General features: G+C 42.2%; 38 protein-coding genes and 1 pseudogene. All 39 read right to left on the bottom strand.

What is annotated here, in order from left to right; all coding sequences use genetic code 11:
• Positions 1 to 29: 29 nt before the first annotated feature.
• A complete protein-coding gene (locus tag MHH79_RS00910) occupies positions 30 to 473 on the bottom strand; it encodes a YbaK family protein (protein ID WP_014475609.1) in 444 nt (147 codons plus the stop codon).
• 185 nt (positions 474 to 658) lie between these two features.
• Entirely contained in the window at positions 659 to 1426 is a 768-nt protein-coding gene (locus MHH79_RS00905; RefSeq protein ID WP_047181983.1) for a class I SAM-dependent methyltransferase, read from the bottom strand.
• 463 nt (positions 1427 to 1889) lie between these two features.
• Positions 1890 to 2282 (bottom strand): 30S ribosomal protein S9, encoded by a 393-nt coding sequence (rpsI, locus tag MHH79_RS00900; RefSeq protein ID WP_004399691.1) that lies wholly within the window; start codon positions 2280 to 2282, stop codon positions 1890 to 1892.
• Between the two features lie 20 nt (positions 2283 to 2302).
• Entirely contained in the window at positions 2303 to 2740 is a 438-nt protein-coding gene (rplM, locus tag MHH79_RS00895) for a 50S ribosomal protein L13 (protein WP_003241966.1), read from the bottom strand.
• Positions 2741 to 2901: 161 nt separating this feature from the next.
• Positions 2902 to 3645, bottom strand: coding sequence for a tRNA pseudouridine(38-40) synthase TruA (gene truA, locus MHH79_RS00890; protein WP_100506877.1), 744 nt, complete (start codon positions 3643 to 3645; stop codon positions 2902 to 2904).
• 9 nt (positions 3646 to 3654) lie between these two features.
• Complete coding sequence (locus MHH79_RS00885) at positions 3655 to 4452, bottom strand: energy-coupling factor transporter transmembrane protein EcfT (RefSeq protein ID WP_043858298.1); 798 nt, start codon at positions 4450 to 4452, stop codon at positions 3655 to 3657.
• Positions 4449 to 5318 carry an energy-coupling factor ABC transporter ATP-binding protein gene (locus MHH79_RS00880; protein WP_100506878.1) on the bottom strand — a complete coding sequence of 290 codons (870 nt, stop codon included), beginning with the start codon at positions 5316 to 5318 and terminating at the stop codon, positions 4449 to 4451. Before MHH79_RS00880 ends, MHH79_RS00885 begins: the two co-directional genes overlap by 4 nt.
• On the bottom strand, positions 5294 to 6139 hold the full coding sequence (locus MHH79_RS00875) for an energy-coupling factor ABC transporter ATP-binding protein (protein WP_046159978.1): 846 nt from the start codon (positions 6137 to 6139) through the stop codon (positions 5294 to 5296). The genes MHH79_RS00880 and MHH79_RS00875 overlap by 25 nt, the downstream gene beginning before the upstream one ends.
• A 127-nt stretch (positions 6140 to 6266) precedes the next feature.
• Positions 6267 to 6629 carry a 50S ribosomal protein L17 gene (gene rplQ / locus MHH79_RS00870; RefSeq protein WP_003225836.1) on the bottom strand — a complete coding sequence of 121 codons (363 nt, stop codon included), beginning with the start codon at positions 6627 to 6629 and terminating at the stop codon, positions 6267 to 6269.
• A 77-nt stretch (positions 6630 to 6706) separates the two neighbouring features.
• Positions 6707 to 7651, bottom strand: a complete 945-nt coding sequence (locus tag MHH79_RS00865) for a DNA-directed RNA polymerase subunit alpha (RefSeq protein WP_003225835.1) — start codon at positions 7649 to 7651, stop codon at positions 6707 to 6709.
• A gap of 176 nt (positions 7652 to 7827) precedes the next feature.
• Positions 7828 to 8223 carry a 30S ribosomal protein S11 gene (rpsK, locus tag MHH79_RS00860; RefSeq protein ID WP_009966385.1) on the bottom strand — a complete coding sequence of 132 codons (396 nt, stop codon included), beginning with the start codon at positions 8221 to 8223 and terminating at the stop codon, positions 7828 to 7830.
• A 20-nt stretch (positions 8224 to 8243) separates the two neighbouring features.
• Positions 8244 to 8609 (bottom strand): 30S ribosomal protein S13, encoded by a 366-nt coding sequence (rpsM, locus tag MHH79_RS00855; RefSeq protein ID WP_003235095.1) that lies wholly within the window; start codon positions 8607 to 8609, stop codon positions 8244 to 8246.
• Positions 8610 to 8631: 22 nt separating this feature from the next.
• Complete coding sequence (rpmJ, locus tag MHH79_RS00850) at positions 8632 to 8745, bottom strand: 50S ribosomal protein L36 (RefSeq protein WP_003156543.1); 114 nt, start codon at positions 8743 to 8745, stop codon at positions 8632 to 8634.
• A 33-nt stretch (positions 8746 to 8778) separates the two neighbouring features.
• On the bottom strand, positions 8779 to 8997 hold the full coding sequence (gene infA / locus MHH79_RS00845) for a translation initiation factor IF-1 (RefSeq protein ID WP_003156508.1): 219 nt from the start codon (positions 8995 to 8997) through the stop codon (positions 8779 to 8781).
• A pseudogene (locus tag MHH79_RS00840) lies at positions 8975 to 9216 on the bottom strand (RNA-binding protein); the annotation flags it as partial. The gene infA and the pseudogene MHH79_RS00840, both read right to left, overlap by 23 nt.
• A 92-nt stretch (positions 9217 to 9308) precedes the next feature.
• Complete coding sequence (gene map / locus MHH79_RS00835; RefSeq protein WP_015482707.1) at positions 9309 to 10055, bottom strand: type I methionyl aminopeptidase; 747 nt, start codon at positions 10053 to 10055, stop codon at positions 9309 to 9311.
• Positions 10052 to 10705 carry an adenylate kinase gene (locus MHH79_RS00830; protein ID WP_003241987.1) on the bottom strand — a complete coding sequence of 218 codons (654 nt, stop codon included), beginning with the start codon at positions 10703 to 10705 and terminating at the stop codon, positions 10052 to 10054. The genes map and MHH79_RS00830 overlap by 4 nt, the downstream gene beginning before the upstream one ends.
• 54 nt (positions 10706 to 10759) lie before the next feature.
• Complete coding sequence (gene secY, locus MHH79_RS00825; RefSeq protein WP_024571501.1) at positions 10760 to 12055, bottom strand: preprotein translocase subunit SecY; 1296 nt, start codon at positions 12053 to 12055, stop codon at positions 10760 to 10762.
• Position 12056: 1 nt separating this feature from the next.
• Positions 12057 to 12497: a 50S ribosomal protein L15 gene (gene rplO / locus MHH79_RS00820; protein ID WP_003225819.1), complete on the bottom strand. Its 441-nt coding sequence runs from the start codon at positions 12495 to 12497 to the stop codon at positions 12057 to 12059.
• Between the two features lie 30 nt (positions 12498 to 12527).
• Entirely contained in the window at positions 12528 to 12707 is a 180-nt protein-coding gene (gene rpmD / locus MHH79_RS00815) for a 50S ribosomal protein L30 (protein ID WP_003156497.1), read from the bottom strand.
• Positions 12708 to 12720: 13 nt separating this feature from the next.
• A complete protein-coding gene (gene rpsE / locus MHH79_RS00810; RefSeq protein ID WP_003328273.1) occupies positions 12721 to 13221 on the bottom strand; it encodes a 30S ribosomal protein S5 in 501 nt (166 codons plus the stop codon).
• Positions 13222 to 13245: 24 nt separating this feature from the next.
• Positions 13246 to 13608, bottom strand: coding sequence for a 50S ribosomal protein L18 (rplR, locus tag MHH79_RS00805; RefSeq protein ID WP_003225816.1), 363 nt, complete (start codon positions 13606 to 13608; stop codon positions 13246 to 13248).
• Between the two features lie 32 nt (positions 13609 to 13640).
• Positions 13641 to 14180: a 50S ribosomal protein L6 gene (rplF, locus tag MHH79_RS00800; RefSeq protein ID WP_004399690.1), complete on the bottom strand. Its 540-nt coding sequence runs from the start codon at positions 14178 to 14180 to the stop codon at positions 13641 to 13643.
• Positions 14181 to 14209: 29 nt separating this feature from the next.
• Entirely contained in the window at positions 14210 to 14608 is a 399-nt protein-coding gene (gene rpsH / locus MHH79_RS00795) for a 30S ribosomal protein S8 (protein ID WP_003241998.1), read from the bottom strand.
• Between the two features lie 31 nt (positions 14609 to 14639).
• Positions 14640 to 14825 (bottom strand): 30S ribosomal protein S14, encoded by a 186-nt coding sequence (rpsN, locus tag MHH79_RS00790; protein ID WP_003156488.1) that lies wholly within the window; start codon positions 14823 to 14825, stop codon positions 14640 to 14642.
• 22 nt (positions 14826 to 14847) lie between these two features.
• Entirely contained in the window at positions 14848 to 15387 is a 540-nt protein-coding gene (gene rplE / locus MHH79_RS00785; protein ID WP_003225809.1) for a 50S ribosomal protein L5, read from the bottom strand.
• A 26-nt stretch (positions 15388 to 15413) separates the two neighbouring features.
• A complete protein-coding gene (gene rplX, locus MHH79_RS00780; RefSeq protein WP_003156486.1) occupies positions 15414 to 15725 on the bottom strand; it encodes a 50S ribosomal protein L24 in 312 nt (103 codons plus the stop codon).
• 36 nt (positions 15726 to 15761) lie between these two features.
• A complete protein-coding gene (gene rplN / locus MHH79_RS00775; RefSeq protein ID WP_003225805.1) occupies positions 15762 to 16130 on the bottom strand; it encodes a 50S ribosomal protein L14 in 369 nt (122 codons plus the stop codon).
• A 40-nt stretch (positions 16131 to 16170) separates the two neighbouring features.
• Positions 16171 to 16434, bottom strand: coding sequence for a 30S ribosomal protein S17 (gene rpsQ, locus MHH79_RS00770; protein WP_003225804.1), 264 nt, complete (start codon positions 16432 to 16434; stop codon positions 16171 to 16173).
• A 22-nt stretch (positions 16435 to 16456) separates the two neighbouring features.
• Positions 16457 to 16657, bottom strand: coding sequence for a 50S ribosomal protein L29 (rpmC, locus tag MHH79_RS00765; RefSeq protein WP_003156482.1), 201 nt, complete (start codon positions 16655 to 16657; stop codon positions 16457 to 16459).
• Positions 16647 to 17081, bottom strand: coding sequence for a 50S ribosomal protein L16 (gene rplP, locus MHH79_RS00760; protein ID WP_003225801.1), 435 nt, complete (start codon positions 17079 to 17081; stop codon positions 16647 to 16649). The genes rpmC and rplP overlap by 11 nt, the downstream gene beginning before the upstream one ends.
• 1 nt (position 17082) lies before the next feature.
• Entirely contained in the window at positions 17083 to 17739 is a 657-nt protein-coding gene (gene rpsC, locus MHH79_RS00755; RefSeq protein ID WP_003242001.1) for a 30S ribosomal protein S3, read from the bottom strand.
• Between the two features lie 3 nt (positions 17740 to 17742).
• Positions 17743 to 18084, bottom strand: a complete 342-nt coding sequence (gene rplV / locus MHH79_RS00750) for a 50S ribosomal protein L22 (protein WP_003156475.1) — start codon at positions 18082 to 18084, stop codon at positions 17743 to 17745.
• A 16-nt stretch (positions 18085 to 18100) separates the two neighbouring features.
• Positions 18101 to 18379, bottom strand: a complete 279-nt coding sequence (gene rpsS / locus MHH79_RS00745; RefSeq protein WP_003156472.1) for a 30S ribosomal protein S19 — start codon at positions 18377 to 18379, stop codon at positions 18101 to 18103.
• A gap of 57 nt (positions 18380 to 18436) precedes the next feature.
• On the bottom strand, positions 18437 to 19270 hold the full coding sequence (rplB, locus tag MHH79_RS00740; RefSeq protein WP_003225795.1) for a 50S ribosomal protein L2: 834 nt from the start codon (positions 19268 to 19270) through the stop codon (positions 18437 to 18439).
• 31 nt (positions 19271 to 19301) lie between these two features.
• Positions 19302 to 19589, bottom strand: a complete 288-nt coding sequence (rplW, locus tag MHH79_RS00735) for a 50S ribosomal protein L23 (RefSeq protein WP_003156467.1) — start codon at positions 19587 to 19589, stop codon at positions 19302 to 19304.
• The gene (gene rplD, locus MHH79_RS00730; RefSeq protein ID WP_004399658.1) at positions 19589 to 20212 is read right to left on the bottom strand and encodes a 50S ribosomal protein L4; all 624 of its coding nucleotides are present in this window, start codon (positions 20210 to 20212) and stop codon (positions 19589 to 19591) included. The genes rplW and rplD overlap by 1 nt, the downstream gene beginning before the upstream one ends.
• A 27-nt stretch (positions 20213 to 20239) precedes the next feature.
• Complete coding sequence (gene rplC, locus MHH79_RS00725) at positions 20240 to 20869, bottom strand: 50S ribosomal protein L3 (protein ID WP_004399671.1); 630 nt, start codon at positions 20867 to 20869, stop codon at positions 20240 to 20242.
• A gap of 39 nt (positions 20870 to 20908) precedes the next feature.
• Positions 20909 to 21217, bottom strand: a complete 309-nt coding sequence (gene rpsJ / locus MHH79_RS00720) for a 30S ribosomal protein S10 (protein ID WP_003156464.1) — start codon at positions 21215 to 21217, stop codon at positions 20909 to 20911.
• Positions 21218 to 21230: the final 13 nt, after the last annotated feature.

Here is a 21230-nt window from a genome sequence, read left to right as displayed (position 1 = left end):
TAACTATGGGACAGGGCCGGGAAATATGATTATCGCATGCGAAGCTTACACTGTTTTTCTCTTTGAACAAACCCTGCTGTCCACCAATCTTTAATGAACTTGCGTGCCGCTTCATAAACCGTGTTTTTATCAAGTGTTGAGTATTGCTCGTGTATCCAATTATAGAGATAATCAAAAAACTCCATACGTAGCTCCTCTTCTTCTCTTGCAGAGCGGGCACTGATACTCTGCATGGATTCTCCGTAATAGCCGAATATCCCAAAACGCCCGCCTAACAAATAGGCTTCTATAGCAAAATCAATACAGCCTTCAGTAATAATATCTCGTTCATCATGTAAAAATGGAAATAATGGTTCCAAACAATCCTTAACAGACTGAATAATTTGTCTCAGAGAGAGTTCTTTGAGCAAGTTCTTTTCTAATTCAAAATCCTTTTGGCGTTTCACATCCATAAAAGACAGTACTTCTGCCATATAAATTCACTCTCCTTTTACCGATTATTTTGAGGTTTGGATGATGAAACAATGCCCGAATTCGGTTGGAAATTCGCCCAAATGAAGGTGTAAAATCGATAAAAAATCAGCTTTCTGCAGGGTCAGGAACAAATGTTCTGTAATTAGTTATGAAAAAAGCAGCCCCTCTAACAGGTCGCTGCTTTTCATACTTTCACGCTTCTTGTTGCAGAATATGTATGGATATATTGGTCTAATACAAATCCGCCTTTATCTTCATAAAAACCAGTAACGATAAAACCGGCATCAATTTGGCCTTTGATTTGGTCTTCTAAGGAATGGCCGAATTCCAGAGCCTCATTATTTTCGATCAGTTTTTTCACTTTATGTTTCGGAAGATCTTCTGGGTCAGCATATGGAATGGAGTGTTTTACTTTTAAAACACCTTGCTGTTCTAATTCTGTATCAAACAGAAATACAACAGGATTGACAAAACCCGAGATTAGAACACCGTTCCTTTTCAACACACGGTGCGCTTCCTTCCATACCGGGAGGACATTCTCAACAAAAACATTGGCAACAGGATGTACAATGACATCAAATGATTCATCATTAAATACACTTAAATCGTCCATGCTTCCTTTGACAGTGTGTATCGTAAGACCATCTCGCTGAGCAATCATTCTATCCTGATTCAGCTGTTTTTCTGAGTTATCTAATACAGTGACATCCGCGCCTGCGGCTGCCAAAACTGGACCCTGCTGGCCGCCGCCTGATGCTAAACAGAGTACTTTCAGACCTTTGACAGGCGGAAACCAATCCTTCGGTACATCTTTCATTGGTGTTACCCTTATATCCCAATTGCCTTTTTTTGCTTGTTCGATAACCTGCTGCTCAACAGCAACAGTCCATTCATTGCCTGTTTCTACTTTTTTATCCCAGGCTTTGCTATTATGAGCTACTAACGCATTCATGAATCTTCTCCTTACTTTAATGTATAGAGTATAACAAATATTTCTAGATTGATATCGCTTTCCCTTTGCATATTTAGAAAAAAGTTCATAAAAACGCAAAAAAATCACAAAGGAGATATGTGATTTATATCATCAGATTTACACTTACTTCGTTACATAGTGCCATTAGCAATGAGAGCCCTTGTTTCTCCGGGTTAAGAATCAGCAGTGAACTTTAACGGATGAGATACAGTGGTTAGATGGAGCTGGGCTGATCACATAACGATAATAAACATTGACCGAACTTCCAATTAAATAAAAATGAAAGCTATCATGATTATTACAGTGAGACCGTTTATAAACAAACAATTTGCTTAACCCCGTCAAGCGTCCATTCAGTTGTTATTTTTATGCGGAGCTGCCACGTTTTATTGAAAGAAAAAAGCTCCCAACCCAAGGTCGAGAGCTTTTTGAAAACGTAAAATTAACGTTTTGAGAACTGAGGTGCACGACGAGCGCCTTTAAGACCGTATTTTTTACGTTCTTTCATACGAGCGTCACGAGTCAGAAGACCTGCACGTTTAAGAGTTGTACGGTATTCTGGATCTGCTTCAAGCAAAGCACGAGCGATACCGTGACGGATTGCTCCAGCTTGACCAGATAAGCCGCCTCCATGTACGTTTACTAAAACGTCATAAGTGCCAGCTGTTTCAGTCAAAGTTAATGGTTGTTTGATATCTTCGATTAAAGCTGCAGATGGGATATGTTCGCTGATTTCACGATTATTAACGACGATACGGCCTTCTCCTGGAACTAAACGCACACGCGCTACAGAGCTTTTACGACGGCCAGTACCGTAATATTGAACCTGTGCCAAATTGGTAACCTCCTTTTTAATTAACCGCGAAGTTCGTAAACTTCAGGTTTTTGTGCTTCGTGTGGATGCTCAGAACCACGGTATACGTTCAATTTTTTGAACATTTGACGACCTAGAGAACCTTTTGGAAGCATGCCTTTGATAGCAAGCTCAAGCATTTTCTCAGGGTAGTTTGTACGCATTTCAAGAGCAGTTCTTGATTTTAATCCGCCTGGATGTTGAGTGTGACGGTAGTAGATTTTGTCAGTTAACTTTTTACCAGTTAACTCGATTTTTTCAGCGTTGATGATGATCACATGATCTCCAGTATCAACGTGTGGTGTGTAAGTTGGTTTGTGTTTTCCGCGAAGGATAGCTGCAACTTCTGAAGAAAGACGACCTAAAGTCTTGCCAGCAGCATCAACAACTAACCACTTGCGTTCAATAGTACTTGCGTTAGCCATAGGTGTTGTACGCATTGAATTTCCCTCCTAAATGATCTGTCATTTTCAATAAACTTCGATTACGTTCTATTTCACAACACAATAAGTTCCGGGGCTTATCGTGGGGTTGAAATACATACCATATGATATCTTATAACTTTATGCAGACTCTGTCAAGAAAATATTATACACCTGGTTTAGTTGTCATAGTAAACGTTCCATAAATATAGCCCGTGCCCCGGCGCTGTGCGCCCTGCCGCTTCGCGATCCTTCGCTTCCAGCATGGATTTCACCTCATCGGGAGAAATTTTTCCAATACCTGCATCAAGCAAAGTACCCGCAATAATTCTGACCATATTATATAAGAAACCGCTGCCTGTGATCCGCATTTGCAGGCCGTCAGCCGTCTCAGTCCAATCAAGTTCGTAAATCGTTCTTACCTTGTCCTGCACTTCTGTTTTAGCCGCGCAAAAGCTCGTAAAATCATGTGTCCCTATAAGATGCTTTGCCGCTTCTCTCATGTCCTGCACATTAAGGCGATATGAAAAATGGTAAGCGTAATGCCGTTTAAATACGTCCGGGTGTTTCTCCGTGTATACAAAGTAGCGATATTCTTTTTTGACTGCGCTAAATCGTGCATGGAACCCATCATCCGTAATTTCTGCCTGTTTGACTGCGATATCGTCCGGAAGCAGTGCATTTAAGGCATATGGCCATCTCTCAGCCGGGATAGACAGCGGAGTGTCAAAATGAATCACCTGTCCGGCTGCGTGAACCCCGCTGTCTGTTCTTCCAGACGAAACGACCGGAATTCTGTCTTTTGACTTATGCAGGACAGCCAAAGCCTTCTCCAGTTCATCCTGAACCGTTCTTTTGCCCGGCTGAACCTGATAACCGTTAAACAAATGTCCGTCATAAGAAATCGTGCATTTCAGTCTCATACAGCACCTCTAAGCCCTTAAGAAAAATAACAAAGCAGCTAATACAATTAAGCTGACAATGACAGAAGTGTCTTTTCCTGTCCATACAAGCTTTCTATATTTCGTACGTCCTTCTCCGCCTTGATAGCCTCTTGCTTCCATTGCCACCGCAAGCTCTTCGGCGCGTTTAAATGCGCTGACGAAGAGCGGGACAAGAAGCGGGACAATAGCCTTCACTCTATCTTTGACAGGCCCGCTTGTAAAATCAACGCCTCGCGCCATCTGAGCCTTCATGATCTTATCTGTCTCCTCCATCAGTGTCGGAATAAACCGTAAAGAAATTGACATCATAAGAGCCAGCTCATGAACAGGAAGCTTTAATTTTTTCAATGGGTTCAGCAGCTGCTCCATTCCATCGGTAATCTCAATCGGTGTGGTCGTAAGCGTTAATAAGGTTGTGATTAAAATCAAATAGACGAATCTAAGAGAAATGAATATCCCCTGAACCAGACCGCCCTCATAGACTTTGAAAAAACCTATTTGAAAGATAATCGGTCCTTCATGTGTCATAAGGATGTGAAGAAGGAACGTAAAAAGGACAATCCAGATGATTGGCTTCAGCCCTTTCATTAAAAAAGAGAAAGGAACTCTTGTTAAAGAAACGACGCCAACTGTAAATAAACCAAGCAACGCATATGTCTGAACATTATTGGCTAAGAATACAATGCAGACAAATAAAAAGATCGTGATCAGTTTTGTTCTGGGATCAAGCCGGTGCACAAGTGAAGTACCCGGAACATACTTGCCGATAATCATGCTGTCCATCATAAAGTCTTCTCCCCCTGAAAAAGAGCACGGATTTCAGCAGCGGCATCTTCGATTGTGAGCATAGGCTCATTAAATCTCACACCCAGTGCATCTTCAAGGTGTCTTTGGAATTTTATTGTTTCAGGAAGATCCAGCCCCCAGCCGGCCATCTCTTCACCCTTTAAAAACAGATCACGCGGACTGCCTGATGCTTGTATCGTTCCTTTATGCATAACAATCATTTCATCAGCGTATGCAGCTGCATCCTCCATGCTGTGTGTCACAAGGATCGTCGTCAGGTTCCCACGTTGATGAAGCTCATAAAACATGTCCATAATCTCTTTTCGCCCTCTTGGGTCCAATCCTGCAGTCGGTTCATCCAAAACAAGCACTTCAGGGTCCATTGCAAGTACGCCGGCAATTGCAACTCTGCGCATTTGTCCCCCGCTTAATTCAAAGGGTGACCTGTCCAAAAGCTCTTCTGATAAACCTACAAGCTGCAGCATCTCTCTCGCTTTTTGTTCAGCATCTTCTTTTTTAACACCAAAGTTCATCGGTCCGAATGAAATATCTTTAAGAACTGTTTCTTCGAATAATTGATGCTCAGGAAATTGGAAAACGATTCCGACTTTTTTACGAAGTTTTTTCAGATCTTTATTCTTTTTCCCTGCCTGAATGACAGTGCTGCCTAGTGATATCTGTCCCTTCGTCGGCTTCAGGAGACCATTTAGGTGCTGAAGAAGAGTGGACTTGCCAGAGCCTGTATGCCCGATAACGGCTACGTAGCTTCCTTCTTTAATCGATGCATTGATATCATATAGTGCTAGGCGCTCAAACGGCGTCTTCATTTGATAGCGATGCTCTACATCTTTGATTGTAATGTCCACAGCTCTTTCACCAGCCCTTCCTGAGTCAAATGGTTTTCTTCCAAAGCCAGTCCATTTTCTCTTAAAAGCTGGCTAAGCTGGAATGAGAAGGGTAAATCAAGCCCGATTCGAACAAGTTCTTTATTCAATTTAAAAATCTCTTTAGGCGGTCCTTCAGCATATTTTTTACCGCCATTCATGACAATGATCCTATCTGCTTTTGCTGCCTCATCCAGATCATGTGTAATGGATATGACAGTCGCCATGCCCTGCTCTTTTAAATGTCTTACCGTTTCAAGCACTTCTTCTCGCCCGATCGGATCAAGCATGGATGTTGCTTCATCTAAGATAATAATATCAGGACGTGCGGCAATAACCCCCGCAATCGCAACTCTCTGCTTTTGGCCTCCGGAGAGATGGTGCGGCTCTTGATCGAGAAAATCTTGCATATTCACCTGTTTTACTGCCCAGTCTACTCTCTCAATCATTTCTTCCCGCGGTACACCATTGTTTTCTAAACCAAAAGCCACATCATCGCGAACAGTCGTTCCGACAAATTGGTTATCCGGATTTTGAAAGACCATACCTATCTTCTTACGCACTTCCCAAACAGATTCCTCTGTCAATTGAATCCCGGCAACCTCAATGTCGCCTGATTCAGGAAGAATTAAACCATTCAATGCCCGGGCCAGTGTTGATTTCCCTGAACCGTTATGACCTACGATTGCAAGCCATTCACCCTCATACACCTGCAGGGAGACGCCGTCTAGTGCTCGTCTTTCTGCGTCCTTCCGATATCGAAATACGATATCCTCTACCGATATCAACTGATTTTGATTCATGGAAAACCGGCCTCCTCTCAGCTAATGCTCTGCTTTTCTCTCTATTAAAAGTTGCAGTATCTAAAAAAAGGGCATAGATCCAGTTAGAAACTGTCCCGCCCTTCTTTAGATACACAAAAATATGTGATTAAACCAATTCGATAATTGCCATTGGTGCTCCGTCACCACGGCGAGGACCAAGCTTCATAATACGTGTGTATCCGCCTTGGCGCTCCTCGTAACGAGTTGCAATGTCAGAGAATAATTTTTGAAGTGCATCTTGGTTATTTTCTTCGTTTGCAACCTCGTTGCGGATGTATGCAGCAGCTTGACGGCGAGCGTGAAGATCACCGCGTTTGCCAAGCGTGATCATTTTTTCAACTACAGAGCGAAGTTCTTTCGCACGTGTTTCAGTTGTTTCGATTCTTTCGTTGATGATCAAATCAGTTGTAAGATCACGAAGCATAGCTTTACGCTGTGCACTCGTACGTCCTAGTTTTCTGTATGACATGTGATGTCCCCTCCTTTATTGGAATGCTGTTTCTGAATAAAAAACACACGAAAATCCTAGTTCACAAGGGAAACTAGTCAATCGTCTTTGCGAAGTCCGAGTCCAAGTTCTTCTAGTTTCGCTTTCACTTCTTCAAGTGATTTGCGTCCTAGATTTCGAACTTTCATCATATCTTCTTCCGTCTTGTTCGCAAGCTCTTGAACCGTGTTAATACCCGCACGCTTTAAGCAGTTGTAAGAACGAACAGAAAGATCCAATTCTTCAATCGTCATTTCAAGAACTTTCTCTTTTTGATCTTCTTCTTTTTCAACCATGATTTCAGCATGTTGAGCTTCGTCAGTTAAACCAACGAATATATTAAGGTGTTCAGTTAAAATCTTTGAACCAAGCGCAATTGCTTCTTTCGGTCCAGTGCTTCCATCAGTCCAAACATCAAGTGTAAGTTTATCATAGTTTGCAACTTGGCCTACACGAGTGTTCTCTACCTGATAAGATACACGAGAAACTGGCGTATAGATAGAATCGATCGGAATCACGCCGATTGGCTGATCGTCTCTCTTGTTTGCGTCAGCAGGCGTATACCCACGTCCTCTTTGAGCAGTAAGGCGAACTCGGAAACTCGCATTCTCACCAAGAGTCGCGATATGAAGATCAGGATTTAAGATCTCTACATCACTATCGTGTGTAATATCAGCTGCCGTTACAGTTCCTTCACCCTGTACATCAATTTCTAGCGTCTTCTCTTCATCAGAGTAGATTTTCAATGCAAGCTTTTTAATGTGTAAGATAATCGTTGTAACATCTTCCACAACGCCTTCAATTGTCGAGAATTCGTGCAGTACACCATCTATCTGGATTGATGTTACAGCGGCACCAGGGAGTGAGGATAAGAGGATACGACGTAAGGAGTTACCCAGAGTTGTACCATATCCACGCTCAAGTGGCTCTACGACAAACTTACCAAATTTGGCATCGTCGCTGATTTCAACCGTTTCGATTTTTGGTTTTTCAATCTCGATCATTACTTAAAACCCTCCTTCAAAACGTCGAAACCTCGAATAGAATCATATGAGATTCCATCCGAAATTCCCCATTGTTTAGTCCCGTATGTGCTCAGGCAACGAGTCGGTGCATTCGTTTCATAAATAACTGTATCATAACCCATTATTGACAGGGACACAAAATCTATACAAACAAATTACACGCGGCGACGTTTTGGTGGACGGCATCCGTTATGAGGAACAGGAGTTACGTCTCTGATAGCAGTGACTTCTAGTCCAGCAGCTTGAAGTGCACGGATTGCAGCTTCACGGCCTGAACCAGGTCCTTTAACAGTAACCTCTAGAGTTTTAAGACCATGTTCGATTGAACCTTTAGCAGCTGTTTCTGCAGCCATTTGCGCAGCAAAAGGAGTAGATTTACGAGAACCTCTGAATCCTAAAGCTCCGGCACTAGACCAAGAAATAGCATTACCATGAGTGTCAGTGATCGTCACGATCGTGTTATTGAAAGTTGAACGAATATGAGCAATTCCAGACTCAATATTCTTTTTCACGCGACGTTTACGCGTGTTAGATTTACGAGCAGCAGCCATTGTTTAAGAACCTCCCTTACTTATTTTTTCTTGTTAGCTACAGTACGACGCGGACCTTTACGAGTACGCGCGTTGTTTTTAGAGTTTTGTCCGCGAACAGGTAATCCTCTGCGATGACGGATTCCGCGGTAGCTTCCGATTTCGATCAGACGTTTGATATTAAGAGAAACTTCACGGCGAAGGTCACCTTCTACTTTCAGTTTGTCAATAATATCACGGATTTTACCAAGTTCTTCTTCAGTAAGATCGCGCACACGAGTATCTTCTGAAACTCCAGCTTCTTTTAAAACTTGCTGAGCCGTTGTGCGGCCAATTCCGAAGATGTATGTTAAAGAAATAACAACACGTTTGTCACGTGGGATATCTACACCAGCAATACGAGCCATTCTCTGGGCACCTCCTTATAAATTATCCTTGTTTTTGTTTATGCTTTGGATTTTCACAGATCACCATTACTTTTCCTTTTCTGCGAATAACTTTACATTTTTCGCAGATTGGTTTAACTGATGGTCTCACTTTCATGTGTTTCCAACCTCCTTCAGTTTCCGGAGTGCTTTATTTGTAACGGTACGTAATCCTGCCACGAGTTAAGTCATATGGAGATAATTCTACCGTAACTTTGTCTCCAGGTAAAATGCGAATGAAGTGCATGCGGATTTTACCAGATACATGAGCCAAAACAGTGTGGCCATTTTCAAGTTCAACTTTGAACATCGCGTTTGGCAGTGTTTCGACTATAGTACCTTCCACTTCAATTACATCGTCTTTCGCCATTCAAGTGTTCTCCCTTCTTCAAATCAGTAACTTGCTTTCTGACAAATTTCAAAAGAAGTTTGTCACACGCCCTGTTTCGTTTATACTGTTCTGAACTTCCGGAGATACGCAATCATAAAGGGTTAAATGATTGATATTCTTTTTCTTAGGAGAATGAAATGTACGCTTTTCTCCGTCTGCTGTTAGTACATTGATGATGGTTAAAATTCCAACGACAAGCAGCAAGATGAATTCGGTCTTGCCAATGTTCTCCCAAGCTTTCTGCCCTATCAAGCTTGAAAAACATCTGTCTTCGGAATTATTTTCATCATCTAGACTCTCGTCAGTATATCAAAACCCGTTTCCGTAATCGCAATCGTATGTTCAAAATGAGCACACTTTTTCCCATCTACCGTTACAACCGTCCAGTTATCAGCCAATGTTTTCACGTAGCGGCTGCCAGCGTTCACCATAGGTTCAATAGCGAGAACCATGCCAGGTTTAAGCCGTGGTCCTTTGTTGGGCGGACCGTAATGAGGAATTTGCGGGTCCTCATGCAAGTCTTGACCAACACCATGTCCGACATACTCCCTAACAACTGAAAACTGCTCATTTTCGACATACGTTTGTATTGCGTGGGAAATATTCGACAAACGTTCACCTGGTTTTGCTTCCTGCAAGCCTTTATATAAAGACTCCTCTGTCACTTCCAGAAGTTTTTTGTCATCATCGCTGATGTTTCCTACCGGATATGTCCATGCAGAGTCACCATGATAACCATTTAATTTAGCACCGATATCAATACTGATGATGTCACCGTCCTTCAGCACCCTGCTGCCAGGTATGCCGTGAACGAGTTCTTCATTAACTGATACGCAAATGCTCCCGCGAAACCCATTATACCCCTTAAAAGATGGGATTGCACCCTGCTTCTTAATAAAACGTTCGGCAATTTGATCCAATTCTTTTGTCGAGATTCCTGGTTTAATGTGCCTTTTTAACTCTTCATGAGTTAAAGCCACGATTCGCCCTGCTTCCCGCATGATACCAAGTTCACGTGGGGTTTTACAGATAATCATTTTTTTAATCCTCCAAGAAGATCCTTCACATCTGCATAAACGTCTTGAATGTCCTGTTGGCCATTCACGTTTGCAAGATAACCTTTCTCTGAATAGAAATCGAGTAAAGGCTGAGTTTGCTTCATGTTTACCTCAAGCCGTTTAGAGACGGTTTCCTCATTATCATCTGCCCGTTGATAGAGTTCGCCTCCGTCTTTATCACAAATACCCGGCGTTTTCGGCGGATTAAAAACTAAATGATAGGTTGTGCCGCAAACACTGCAAATTCTGCGTCCAGTCAGACGTTCCATAAGAGCGTCTTTGTCGACTTCAATGTTAATGACATAATCAATCGGCTTGCCGTATTCCTCAAGAATTTCTTCAAGAGCTTCGGCTTGAGCGACTGTTCGCGGAAATCCGTCCAGAAGAAAACCTCTTTCACAATCATCTTTGCCAAGTCTCTCTTTTACAATTCCGATTGTGACTTCGTCAGGTACGAGCTCTCCCTTATCAATATAAGATTTTGCTTCGAGTCCGAGTGGTGTTTCTTCTTTCATAGCAGCACGGAACATATCTCCTGTTGAGATATGAGGAATCCCATAATCCTCAACAATTCGTTCGCCCTGTGTGCCTTTACCGGCACCAGGAAGCCCCATTAAGACTAAGTTCATTCGGATTTCCCCCGTCCTCTCTTTATTAAGAGGGAATGGATAAATCCATTTCCTCTAGTTTTTCATAAATCCACGGTAGTTTCGTTTCACCAACTGGCTTTCTAGTTGTTTCATTGTCTCCAAGGCTACCCCGACAACAATTAACAAAGATGTTCCGCCAATTTGTGCACTTTGAGGCAATCCAGCGAATTGAATGAAAAAGATAGGAAGAATGGAAATCACGGCTAAGAATATAGAACCCACAAACGTAAGTCGATACAAAATGCTCGTAATTCTATCTTGAGTCATTTTCCCTGGACGAACCCCCGGGATATAGCCACCCTGTTTTTTAAGGTTATCAGCCATTTGTTCAGGGTTTACCTGTACAAAAGCATAAAAGTACGTAAAGGCAATAATCAACGCAACATATATCGCCATACCCACCGGATGCGTATTATCAAAGTTGTTTTGAATCCACTTTGTCACATCGTTTGTTCCAAAGAATGACGCGATCGTCCGCGGCGTTATCAAAAACGCAACCGCAAAGATTACCGGAATAACCCCTGCAGGATTCACTTTCAATGGAAGGTGTGTAGACTGACCTCCGCCAGCAGGTGAACGACCTGTGCCTTTAGCATATTGAATCGCAATTTTCCGTACGGCTTGCTGAATGAAAATAACTCCAACAATAACTGCTAAAATCGCAATCACAAGAAGTGCGATTTTCACAATATGAATAAACAACTGATCGTTGCTACCGACAAATTGAGTCTCATATATTTGCCCAATTGTTTTTGGAATACTAGACACAATCCCCGCGAAGATAATGATCGATATTCCGTTGCCTACTCCATGAGAAGTAATTTGTTCCCCAAGCCACATTAAAAAGGCAGTTCCGCCAGTGAGCACTAAAGCAATGATAAGATATGTCGATACACCGGATTTTTCGATCAGCATACCGTTTGCCAGATTGTTGAATCCATATGACATACCTAACGCTTGGATGAAACCAAGCACAATCGTAAAGTACCTTGTGAACTGAGCTAATTTACGGCGGCCAACTTCACCTTGCTTAGACCACTCGGTAAACTTCGGTACAACATCCATCTGAAGCAGCTGAATGATGATCGAAGCCGTGATATAAGGAGTAATTCCCATTGCGAAAATGGAAAATTGGTAAAGCGCACCGCCGCCAAATGTATTAAGGAGATCAAAAACACCCATTTGAGACTGCGCCTGTAACGCTTCAGCGTTAACATAAGGCACAGGAATAAACGCACCTATGCGAAAGACGATAAGCATGAGTAAAGTGAATATGATTTTATTCCTGATATCACTCACACGCATAAAGTTGGAGATTGTTTTAAACAAGTTAGATCACCTCAGCTGTACCGCCAGCAGCTTCAACAGCTTCTTTCGCAGAAGCAGAGAATTTATTGGCTTTTACAGTTAATTTTTTCTCTAATTTACCGTTGCCAAGAATCTTTACTCCTGCATTAAGTTTGCTAATAACACCAGTCTCTAGAAGAAGTTCAGGAGTGACTTCCGTTCCTTCTGCAAAACCGTTCAATTTGTCTAGGTTGACTACAGCGTATTCCTTGCGGTTGATGTTAGTGAAACCGCGTTTAGGAAGACGTTGGAATAAAGGCATTTGTCCCCCCTCGAATCCAGGGCGTACACCGCCGCCAGAACGAGCGTTTTGACCTTTGTGACCTTTACCAGCTGTTTTACCGTTGCCAGAACCAATACCACGACCTACGCGATTACGCGTTTTGCGTGAACCTTCTGAAGGTTTTAATTCATGAAGTTTCATTAGGACACCTCCTTATCCGATCAAATATTTTTATTGTTCTTTAACAGAAACTAAATGAGATACTTTATTAATCATACCACGGATCGCAGCGTTGTCTTCATGAACAACAGTTTGGTTAGTTTTCTTTAAACCAAGTGTTCTTACAGTAACGCGTTGGTCTTCCGGGCGACCGATTACACTTCGTTTGAGGGTAATTTCTAATTTAGCCATTAATGTTCCCTCCTTATCCTAACAGTTCTTCTACAGATTTTCCACGAAGCTTCGCAACGTCTTCAGCACGTTTAAGTTCACTTAAACCTTGAAGTGTTGCACGAATCATGTTGATCGGTGTGTTAGAACCTAAAGACTTAGAAAGGATATCAGCTACACCAGCTAGCTCAAGTACCGCACGTACAGGGCCTCCAGCGATAACTCCAGTACCTTCAGAAGCAGGTTTTAACAAGATGTTACCTGCACCGAAACGTCCGATGATTTCGTGTGGAATTGTAGTTCCAACCATTGGTACTTCAATCAAATTCTTTTTCGCATCTTCAACAGCTTTGCGGATCGCTTCTGGTACTTCTTGTGCTTTACCAGTACCGAATCCTACGTGTCCGTTTTTGTCACCGACAACGACTAGAGCTGCGAAGCGGAAACGACGACCACCTTTAACAACTTTCGCTACGCGGTTAACCGTAACTAAGCGTTCTTCTAACTCTAATTTGCTTGGGTCAATACGACGCATAATCATGTGTCCCTCCTTCTTTTATTAAAATTTAAGTCCAGCTTCACGAGCGGCATCAGCCAAAGCTTTTACACGTCCATGGTATAAGTATCCGCCACGGTCAAATACTACGTCAGAAATGCCTTTTTCAGCAGCGCGTTTTGCAACTAATTCTCCAACTTTAGTAGCAGCAGAAGTATCTCCAGTGCTTTCAACGTTCAAGTCTTTATCGAGAGTAGATGCACTAGCAAGTGTTACACCATTTACATCATCGATGATTTGAGCGTAAATGTGCTTGTTAGAACGGAAAACGTTCAGGCGCGGTCTTTCAGCAGTACCGGAAAGTTTAGCGCGAACACGAGCGTGTCTTTTAAGACGAGCAGCATTTTTGCTAGTTTTCGTAATCATCTAGGTCACTCCTTTCTTCACTTTAAGCGATCTTACTTAGCAGATTTACCTTCTTTACGGCGAACAACTTCACCTTCGTAGCGGATTCCTTTACCTTTGTAAGGCTCTGGAGAACGTACAGCGCGGATGTTAGCAGCAATAGCTCCTACGCGTTCTTTGTCTGTACCTTTTACAACTACTTTTGTTTGAGAAGGAACTTCGATTTCGATGCCTTCTTCAGGAACGATCTCAACAGGATGAGAGTATCCAACGTTTAAAACAAGTTTATTTCCGGATTTAGAAGCACGGTAACCGACACCGACTAATTCCAAACCTCTTTCAAATCCTTTAGATACACCTTCAACCATGTTGCCAAGCAGACTGCGAGTCGTACCATGCAGGGCACGGTGCTCTTTTTGATCAGAAGGACGAGCGACTGTAAGCACATTGTCCTCTACTTTAATCTCCATATCAGGGTGAAACGTACGAGTTAATTCTCCTTTTGGTCCTTTCACAGCTACAGTGTTGTTATCATTTAACGTTACTGTAACATCAGAAGGAATCTCAAGTAGCTTCTTACCTACACGAGACATACCAAACACCTCCATTCATGTTAAACTTCTTACCAAACGTATGCTAGAACTTCTCCACCAGCTTGTTTTGCACGGGCTTCTTTGTCCGTTAAAACACCTTGTGATGTAGAAATAATCGCGATTCCAAGACCGTTAAGTACGCGAGGTACTTCATTAGATTTAGCATAAACACGCAAACCAGGCTTGCTGATTCTTTTAAGACCAGTGATAACGCGCTCGTTGTTTTGTCCGTATTTCAAGAAAACGCGGATGATACCTTGTTTGCTGTCTTCTACGAACTCAACGTCACGAATGAAACCTTCACGCTTTAAAATTTCAGCAATTTCTCTTTTCAATTTAGAAGCAGGAATTTCAAGCTTCTCATGACGTACCATGTTTGCATTGCGAATACGAGTTAGCATATCTGCAATTGGATCTGTCATAACCATTATATAATTACCTCCTTCCCTTTCTTGGGGATTACCAGCTGGCTTTTTTCACGCCAGGAATTTGTCCTTTATATGCAAGCTCACGGAAACAAATACGGCAAAGTTTAAATTTACGAATGACTGAATGCGGACGTCCGCAGCGTTCACAGCGTGTGTACTCTTGTACTTTAAACTTTGGTGTACGTTGTTGTTTCGCAATCATAGACTTTTTAGCCACGATTTCGCCTCCCTTTCATTGATTATTTCTGGAACGGCATACCTACTTGAGTTAATAGCTCACGAGCTTCTTCGTCAGTATTAGCAGTTGTTACGATAACGATGTCCATTCCGCGAACCTTTGTTACTTTATCGTAGTCAATTTCAGGGAAGATTAACTGTTCTTTGATACCAAGTGTGTAGTTACCGCGACCGTCGAAAGATTTTTTAGAAACCCCGCGGAAGTCACGTACACGCGGTAAAGATACAGAAATAAGTTTATCAAGGAAATCATACATGCGCTCTCCGCGAAGAGTTACTTTCGCACCGATAGGCATTCCCTCACGAAGACGGAATCCAGCAATTGATTTCTTCGCACGAGTAACGACAGGTTTTTGACCTGCGATAAACGTTAATTCTTCAACAGCACTGTCGATTGCTTTGGCGTTTTGAACAGCGTCACCAACACCCATGTTGATTACGATTTTTTCGATTTTAGGCACTTGCATGACTGAATCATAGTTGAACTTAGTCATTAAAGCAGGTGCAATTTCTTTATTGTACTTTTCTTTAAGGCGGTTCATGAGATAGACCTCCCTTCCTTTTAATACTATTTATCTAGAACTTGCCCAGATTTTTTTGCTACACGAACTTTTTTGCCATCTTCCACTTTGTATCCTACGCGAGTCACTTCACCTGTTTTAGGATCGAGCGGCATAACGTTTGATACATGAATTGGCGCCTCTTGATTAGAAATACCGCCTTGAGGGTTAGCTTGAGTTGGTTTAGAGTGTTTCTTTACCATGTTAACACCTTCAACTAAAACGCGGTCCTTTTTAGGGAAAGCAGCAAGGATTGTTCCTTGTTTGCCTTTATCTTTACCAGAGATAACCATAACTTTATCGCCTTTTTTTACATGCATCCTGATCGCACCTCCTTGAGTAAGGCATTTATTTCATTAGATAACTTCTGGAGCTAGAGAAACAATTTTCATAAAGTTGTTTTCACGCAATTCACGAGCAACTGGTCCGAAGATACGAGTTCCGCGTGGGCTCTTGTCGTCACGGATGATAACACATGCATTCTCATCGAAGCTGATGTATGAACCGTCACTTCTGCGCGCTCCGCTTTTAGTGCGAACGATAACAGCTTTTACGACTTCACCTTTTTTGACAACGCCTCCTGGTGTTGCTTGTTTAACCGTGCAAACAATTACATCACCAATGTTAGCTGTTTTACGTCCAGAACCACCAAGAACTTTAATAGTAAGTACTTCACGTGCGCCAGAGTTGTCAGCTACTTTTAAACGAGTCTCTTGTTGAATCATTATTTGTTACCTCCCTTCGGAAAAAGAATTCCGAACTTTATTAGATAATAACAGCTTCTTCGACAACTTCAACTAGACGGAAACGCTTAGTTGCAGACAATGGACGAGTTTCCATGATCTTAACGATGTCACCGATTTTAGCTTGATTATTTTCATCATGTGCTTTGAATTTTTTTGAGTATTTTACGCGTTTACCGTAAAGTGTATGTTTTTTGTATGTCTCAACAACAACAGTAATGGTTTTATCCATTTTGTCAGAAACAACACGGCCTTGGTAAACTTTGCGTTGGTTACGTTCGCTCATGCTCACGACCTCCCCTCAGTGATTATTTATTAGCAGCAATTTCTCTTTCACGAATCACAGTTTTCATGCGCGCGATAGCTTTGCGCACTTCACGAATGCGAGCAGTATTTTCAAGTTGTCCTGTCGCTAATTGAAAGCGAAGATTGAAAAGTTCTTCTTTAAGAGACTTTACTTTTTGTTCAATTTCAGCAGTGGTAAGGTCACGAATTTCATTAGCTTTCATTTGATTCACCACCAATTTCTTCACGTTTTACGAACTTCGTTTTAATTGGCAATTTGTGAGATGCAAGGCGAAGCGCTTCACGAGCAACCTCTTCAGACACACCAGAAATTTCAAATAAAACTTTGCCCGGTTTTACAACAGCTACCCAACCTTCAGGAGCCCCTTTACCGGATCCCATACGTACCTCAAGTGGTTTAGCAGTGTAAGGTTTAGAAGGGAAAATTTTGATCCAAACTTTACCGCCACGTTTCATGTAACGAGTCATCGCAATACGTGCAGCTTCGATTTGACGGTTAGTAATCCAAGAAGCTTCAAGAGCTTGGATACCGAATTCACCGAAATGTACTTCAGTACCGCCTTTCGCACGGCCACGCATTTTTCCGCGATGCTCTCTGCGATATTTAACGCGTTTTGGTAATAACATATTATTTTCCTCCTTCCTCAGTTTTCTTCTTAGTAGGAAGAACCTCTCCACGATAGATCCAGACTTTCACACCAAGCTTACCGTAAGTAGTGTCAGCTTCAGATGTTGCATAGTCAATGTCCGCACGTAATGTGTGCAATGGAACAGTTCCTTCACTGTAGTATTCAGAACGAGCGATATCTGCACCGCCAAGACGACCAGAAACCATTGTTTTCACACCTTGTGCTCCAGCACGCATAGTACGTTGGATTTGTTGTTTCTGCGCACGGCGGAAAGAAACACGGTTTTCTAATTGACGAGCGATGTTGTCAGCAACTAACTGTGCATCAAGATCTGCTCTTTTGATTTCAAGAATGTTAATGTGTACACGCTTGCCAGTAAGGCTGTTAAGGGCTTTGCGAAGTGCTTCGACTTCAGAACCGCCTTTACCGATAACCATACCAGGCTTAGCTGTGTGGATCGTAATGTTAACGCGGTTTGCTGCACGCTCGATTTCTACTTTAGAAACAGAAGCGTCAGAAAGGCGTTTGCTAATGTATTCACGAATTTTTAAATCTTCGTGCAGGAAGTCAGCGTAATCTTTACCAGCGTACCACTTAGATTCCCAATCACGAATGACTCCGATACGAAGACCGACTGGATTTACCTTTTGACCCACTACTTATCCCTCCTTCTTTTCTGATACAACGATTGTAATGTGGCTCGTACGTTTGTTGATTTGGCTCGCACGTCCCATAGCACGTGGGCGGAATCTTTTTAACGTAGGGCCTTCGTCAACGAATGCTTGAGAAATAACCAGGTTGTTAGCGTCCATTTCATAGTTATGCTCAGCATTTGCAATAGCGGATTTTAATACTTTCTCGATAATTGGAGAAGCAGCTCTTGGTGTAAGGTTCAAGATTGATACTGCCTCACCTACTTGCTTGCCTCGAATCAGGTCCATTACTAGACGTGCTTTACGAGGAGCAATACGGACTGTTCTTGCAACAGCTTTAGCTTGCATTTAAAAGCCTCCTCTCTTAGCGTCTTGTTTTTTTGTCATCACTAGCATGACCTTTGTACGTACGAGTTGGAGCGAATTCACCCAACTTGTGCCCTACCATATCTTCAGAGATGAATACAGGCACGTGTTTACGTCCGTCATAGACTGCGATTGTGTGACCAATAAACTGTGGGAAAATAGTAGAACGACGAGACCAAGTTTTTACGACTTGTTTCTTGTCTGTTTCATTTAATTTCTCGATTTTAGTCATCAAGTGTCCATCGACAAATGGTCCTTTTTTTAAGCTGCGAGCCATTTTGGAACCTCCCTTCGTGATTGCACTACGGTCCGAAAAGAACCGTAGACAACCCCGTTATTTATTTTTACGACGACGTACGATAAATTTATCGGATTTGTTCTTTTTCTTACGAGTCTTGAATCCAAGAGTTGGTTTGCCCCATGGAGACATTGGTGATTTACGTCCGATTGGCGCACGTCCTTCACCACCACCGTGTGGGTGATCGTTAGGGTTCATTACAGAACCACGAACTGTAGGACGGATGCCTTTCCAGCGAGAACGTCCAGCTTTACCAATGTTGATAAGTTCGTGCTGTTCGTTACCTACTTGACCGATAGAAGCACGGCAAGCAGAAAGGATCATGCGAACTTCACCAGAGTTAAGACGTACAAGAACGTATTTACCTTCTTTACCAAGAACCTGAGCAGATGTACCAGCTGAACGTACAAGCTGTCCACCTTTACCAGGTTTTAATTCAATGTTATGCACAACTGTACCAACAGGGATGTTGATAAGTGGAAGTGCATTACCTACTTTAATGTCAGCTTCAGGACCTGACATGATTTCAGTACCTACTTGAATTCCTTTAGGAGCAAGAATGTAACGTTTTTCTCCGTCTGCATAGTTGATTAGAGCGATGTTAGCTGAACGGTTTGGATCGTATTCAACTGTAGCAACGCGTCCAGGTATACCATCTTTATCGCGTTTGAAGTCGATAACACGGTATTGGCGTTTATGTCCGCCACCTTGGTGACGTACAGTCAATTTACCTTGGTTGTTACGTCCGCCTTTTTTGTGAAGGGGAGCAAGCAAGGATTTTTCCGGCTTGTCAGTCGTGATTTCAGCAAAATCTGAAGTTGTCATGCCACGACGTCCATTAGAGGTCGGTTTATACTTTTTAATCGCCATTTTGAATTTCCCTCCTTCTTTTTACAGATAATTAAGCTTCAAAAATTTCGATTTCTTTGCTGTCTGCAGTAAGTTTTACGATCGCTTTTCTGCGACGGCTAGTCATACCAGTGTAGCGTCCAACACGTTTTGATTTGCCTTTGTAGTTCATGATGTTGACTTTGTCAACTTTCACTCCAAAGATGCTTTCAACCGCGTCTTTCACTTCTGTTTTGTTAGCTCTTACATCAACTTCAAAAGTATATTTTTTTTCAGTCATTAAATCAGCAGAACGTTCAGTAATGACGGGGCGCTTTAGAACATCACGAGGATCTTTCATTATGCAAGCACCTCCTCTACTTTTTCAACCGCTGCTTTTGTAATCAGAAGCTTCTCGTGGTTGACAACGTCTAAAACGTTGATTCCGTTAGCTTCAACAACAGTAACTCCAGGAATGTTACGAGCAGATAATGCTACTGCTTCGTTTGCATCCGCAGTTACGATTAAAGCTTTTTTCTCAACAGATAATCCTTTAAGGATAGCTGCCATTTCTTTTGTTTTAGCCGTATCAAGAGTAAGATCTTCAAGAACGATGATGTTGTTGTCGATCACTTTAGAAGACAATACTGATTTGATTGCCAAGCGGCGAACTTTTTTAGGTAATTTATAAGAATAGCTGCGTGGTGTTGGGCCGAATACGACACCACCTCCGCGCCATTGCGGTGAACGGATTGAACCTTGACGGGCACGTCCAGTACCTTTTTGACGCCATGGTTTACGACCTCCGCCGCGTACTTCAGAACGATTTTTTACTTTGTGAGTTCCTTGACGTAAGGAAGCTCTTTGCATAAGAATAGCGTCGAATACAACACTCTCATTTGGTTCGATACCAAATACAGAAGCGTTTAATTCGATGTCACCAGCAGTAGAACCGTTTTGGTTGTATAATGCTACTTTTGGCATAATCAATTTCCTCCTTTCCTAAGAGAATTATTTAGATTTAACAGCACTTTTAACAGTGATTAAAGATTTCTTCGCACCAGGTACGTTACCTTTGATCAAAAGAAGATTGCGTTCTGCATCAACTTTTACGATTTCAAGGTTTTGAACAGTGATTTGCTCTCCGCCCATACGTCCAGGTAATAATTTACCTTTGAATACACGGTTAGGATCTACAGGTCCCATTGAACCAGGACGACGGTGGTAGCGTGAACCGTGAGACATAGGTCCGCGAGATTGTCCGTGGCGCTTGATCGCACCTTGGAAACCTTTACCTTTAGATACTCCTGTTACATCTACGATTTCTCCAGCAGAGAAAATTTCAACCTTGACTTCCTGACCAACTTCATACGCATCCATTTCCACTCCGCGTAATTCTTTAACGAAGCGCTTAGGAGCAGTTTCCGCTTTTGCAACGTGTCCTTTTTCAGGTTTGTTAGAAAGCTTTTCACGCTTGTCGTCAAAACCAAGCTGGATTGCTTCGTAACCGTCGTTTTCAGCTGTTTTCTTTTGAAGAACAACGTTTGGAGCAGCCTCGATAACAGTTACCGGAATAAGATCACCATTCTCAGCGAATACTTGCGTCATACCAATTTTTCTTCCTAAGATTCCTTTGGTCATTCGTCACACCTCCTATTAAGATCATTCTATATTTTAGAATTAAAGTTTAATTTCGATATCGACACCAGATGGTAAGTCTAATCGCATAAGAGCATCAACAGTTTGTGGTGTTGGGTTCACAATGTCGATTAAACGTTTATGTGTACGCATTTCAAATTGCTCACGAGAATCTTTGTATTTGTGCACCGCACGAAGGATTGTGTAAACTGATTTTTCAGTTGGCAACGGAATCGGACCAGATACGCTGGCACCAGAACGTTTTGCCGTTTCAACAATCTTCTCTGCAGATTGATCAAGGATTCTATGATCATATGCTTTCAAACGAATACGAATTTTTTGTTTTGCCATTATTTTCCCTCCT

The sequence above is a fragment of the Bacillus sp. FSL K6-0993 genome (genome assembly GCF_037977205.1).
GTDB lineage: Bacteria > Bacillota > Bacilli > Bacillales > Bacillaceae > Bacillus > Bacillus subtilis.
The sequence above is the reverse complement of the archived record's forward strand: the minus strand, read 5'-3'. Positions and strand labels throughout refer to the sequence as shown.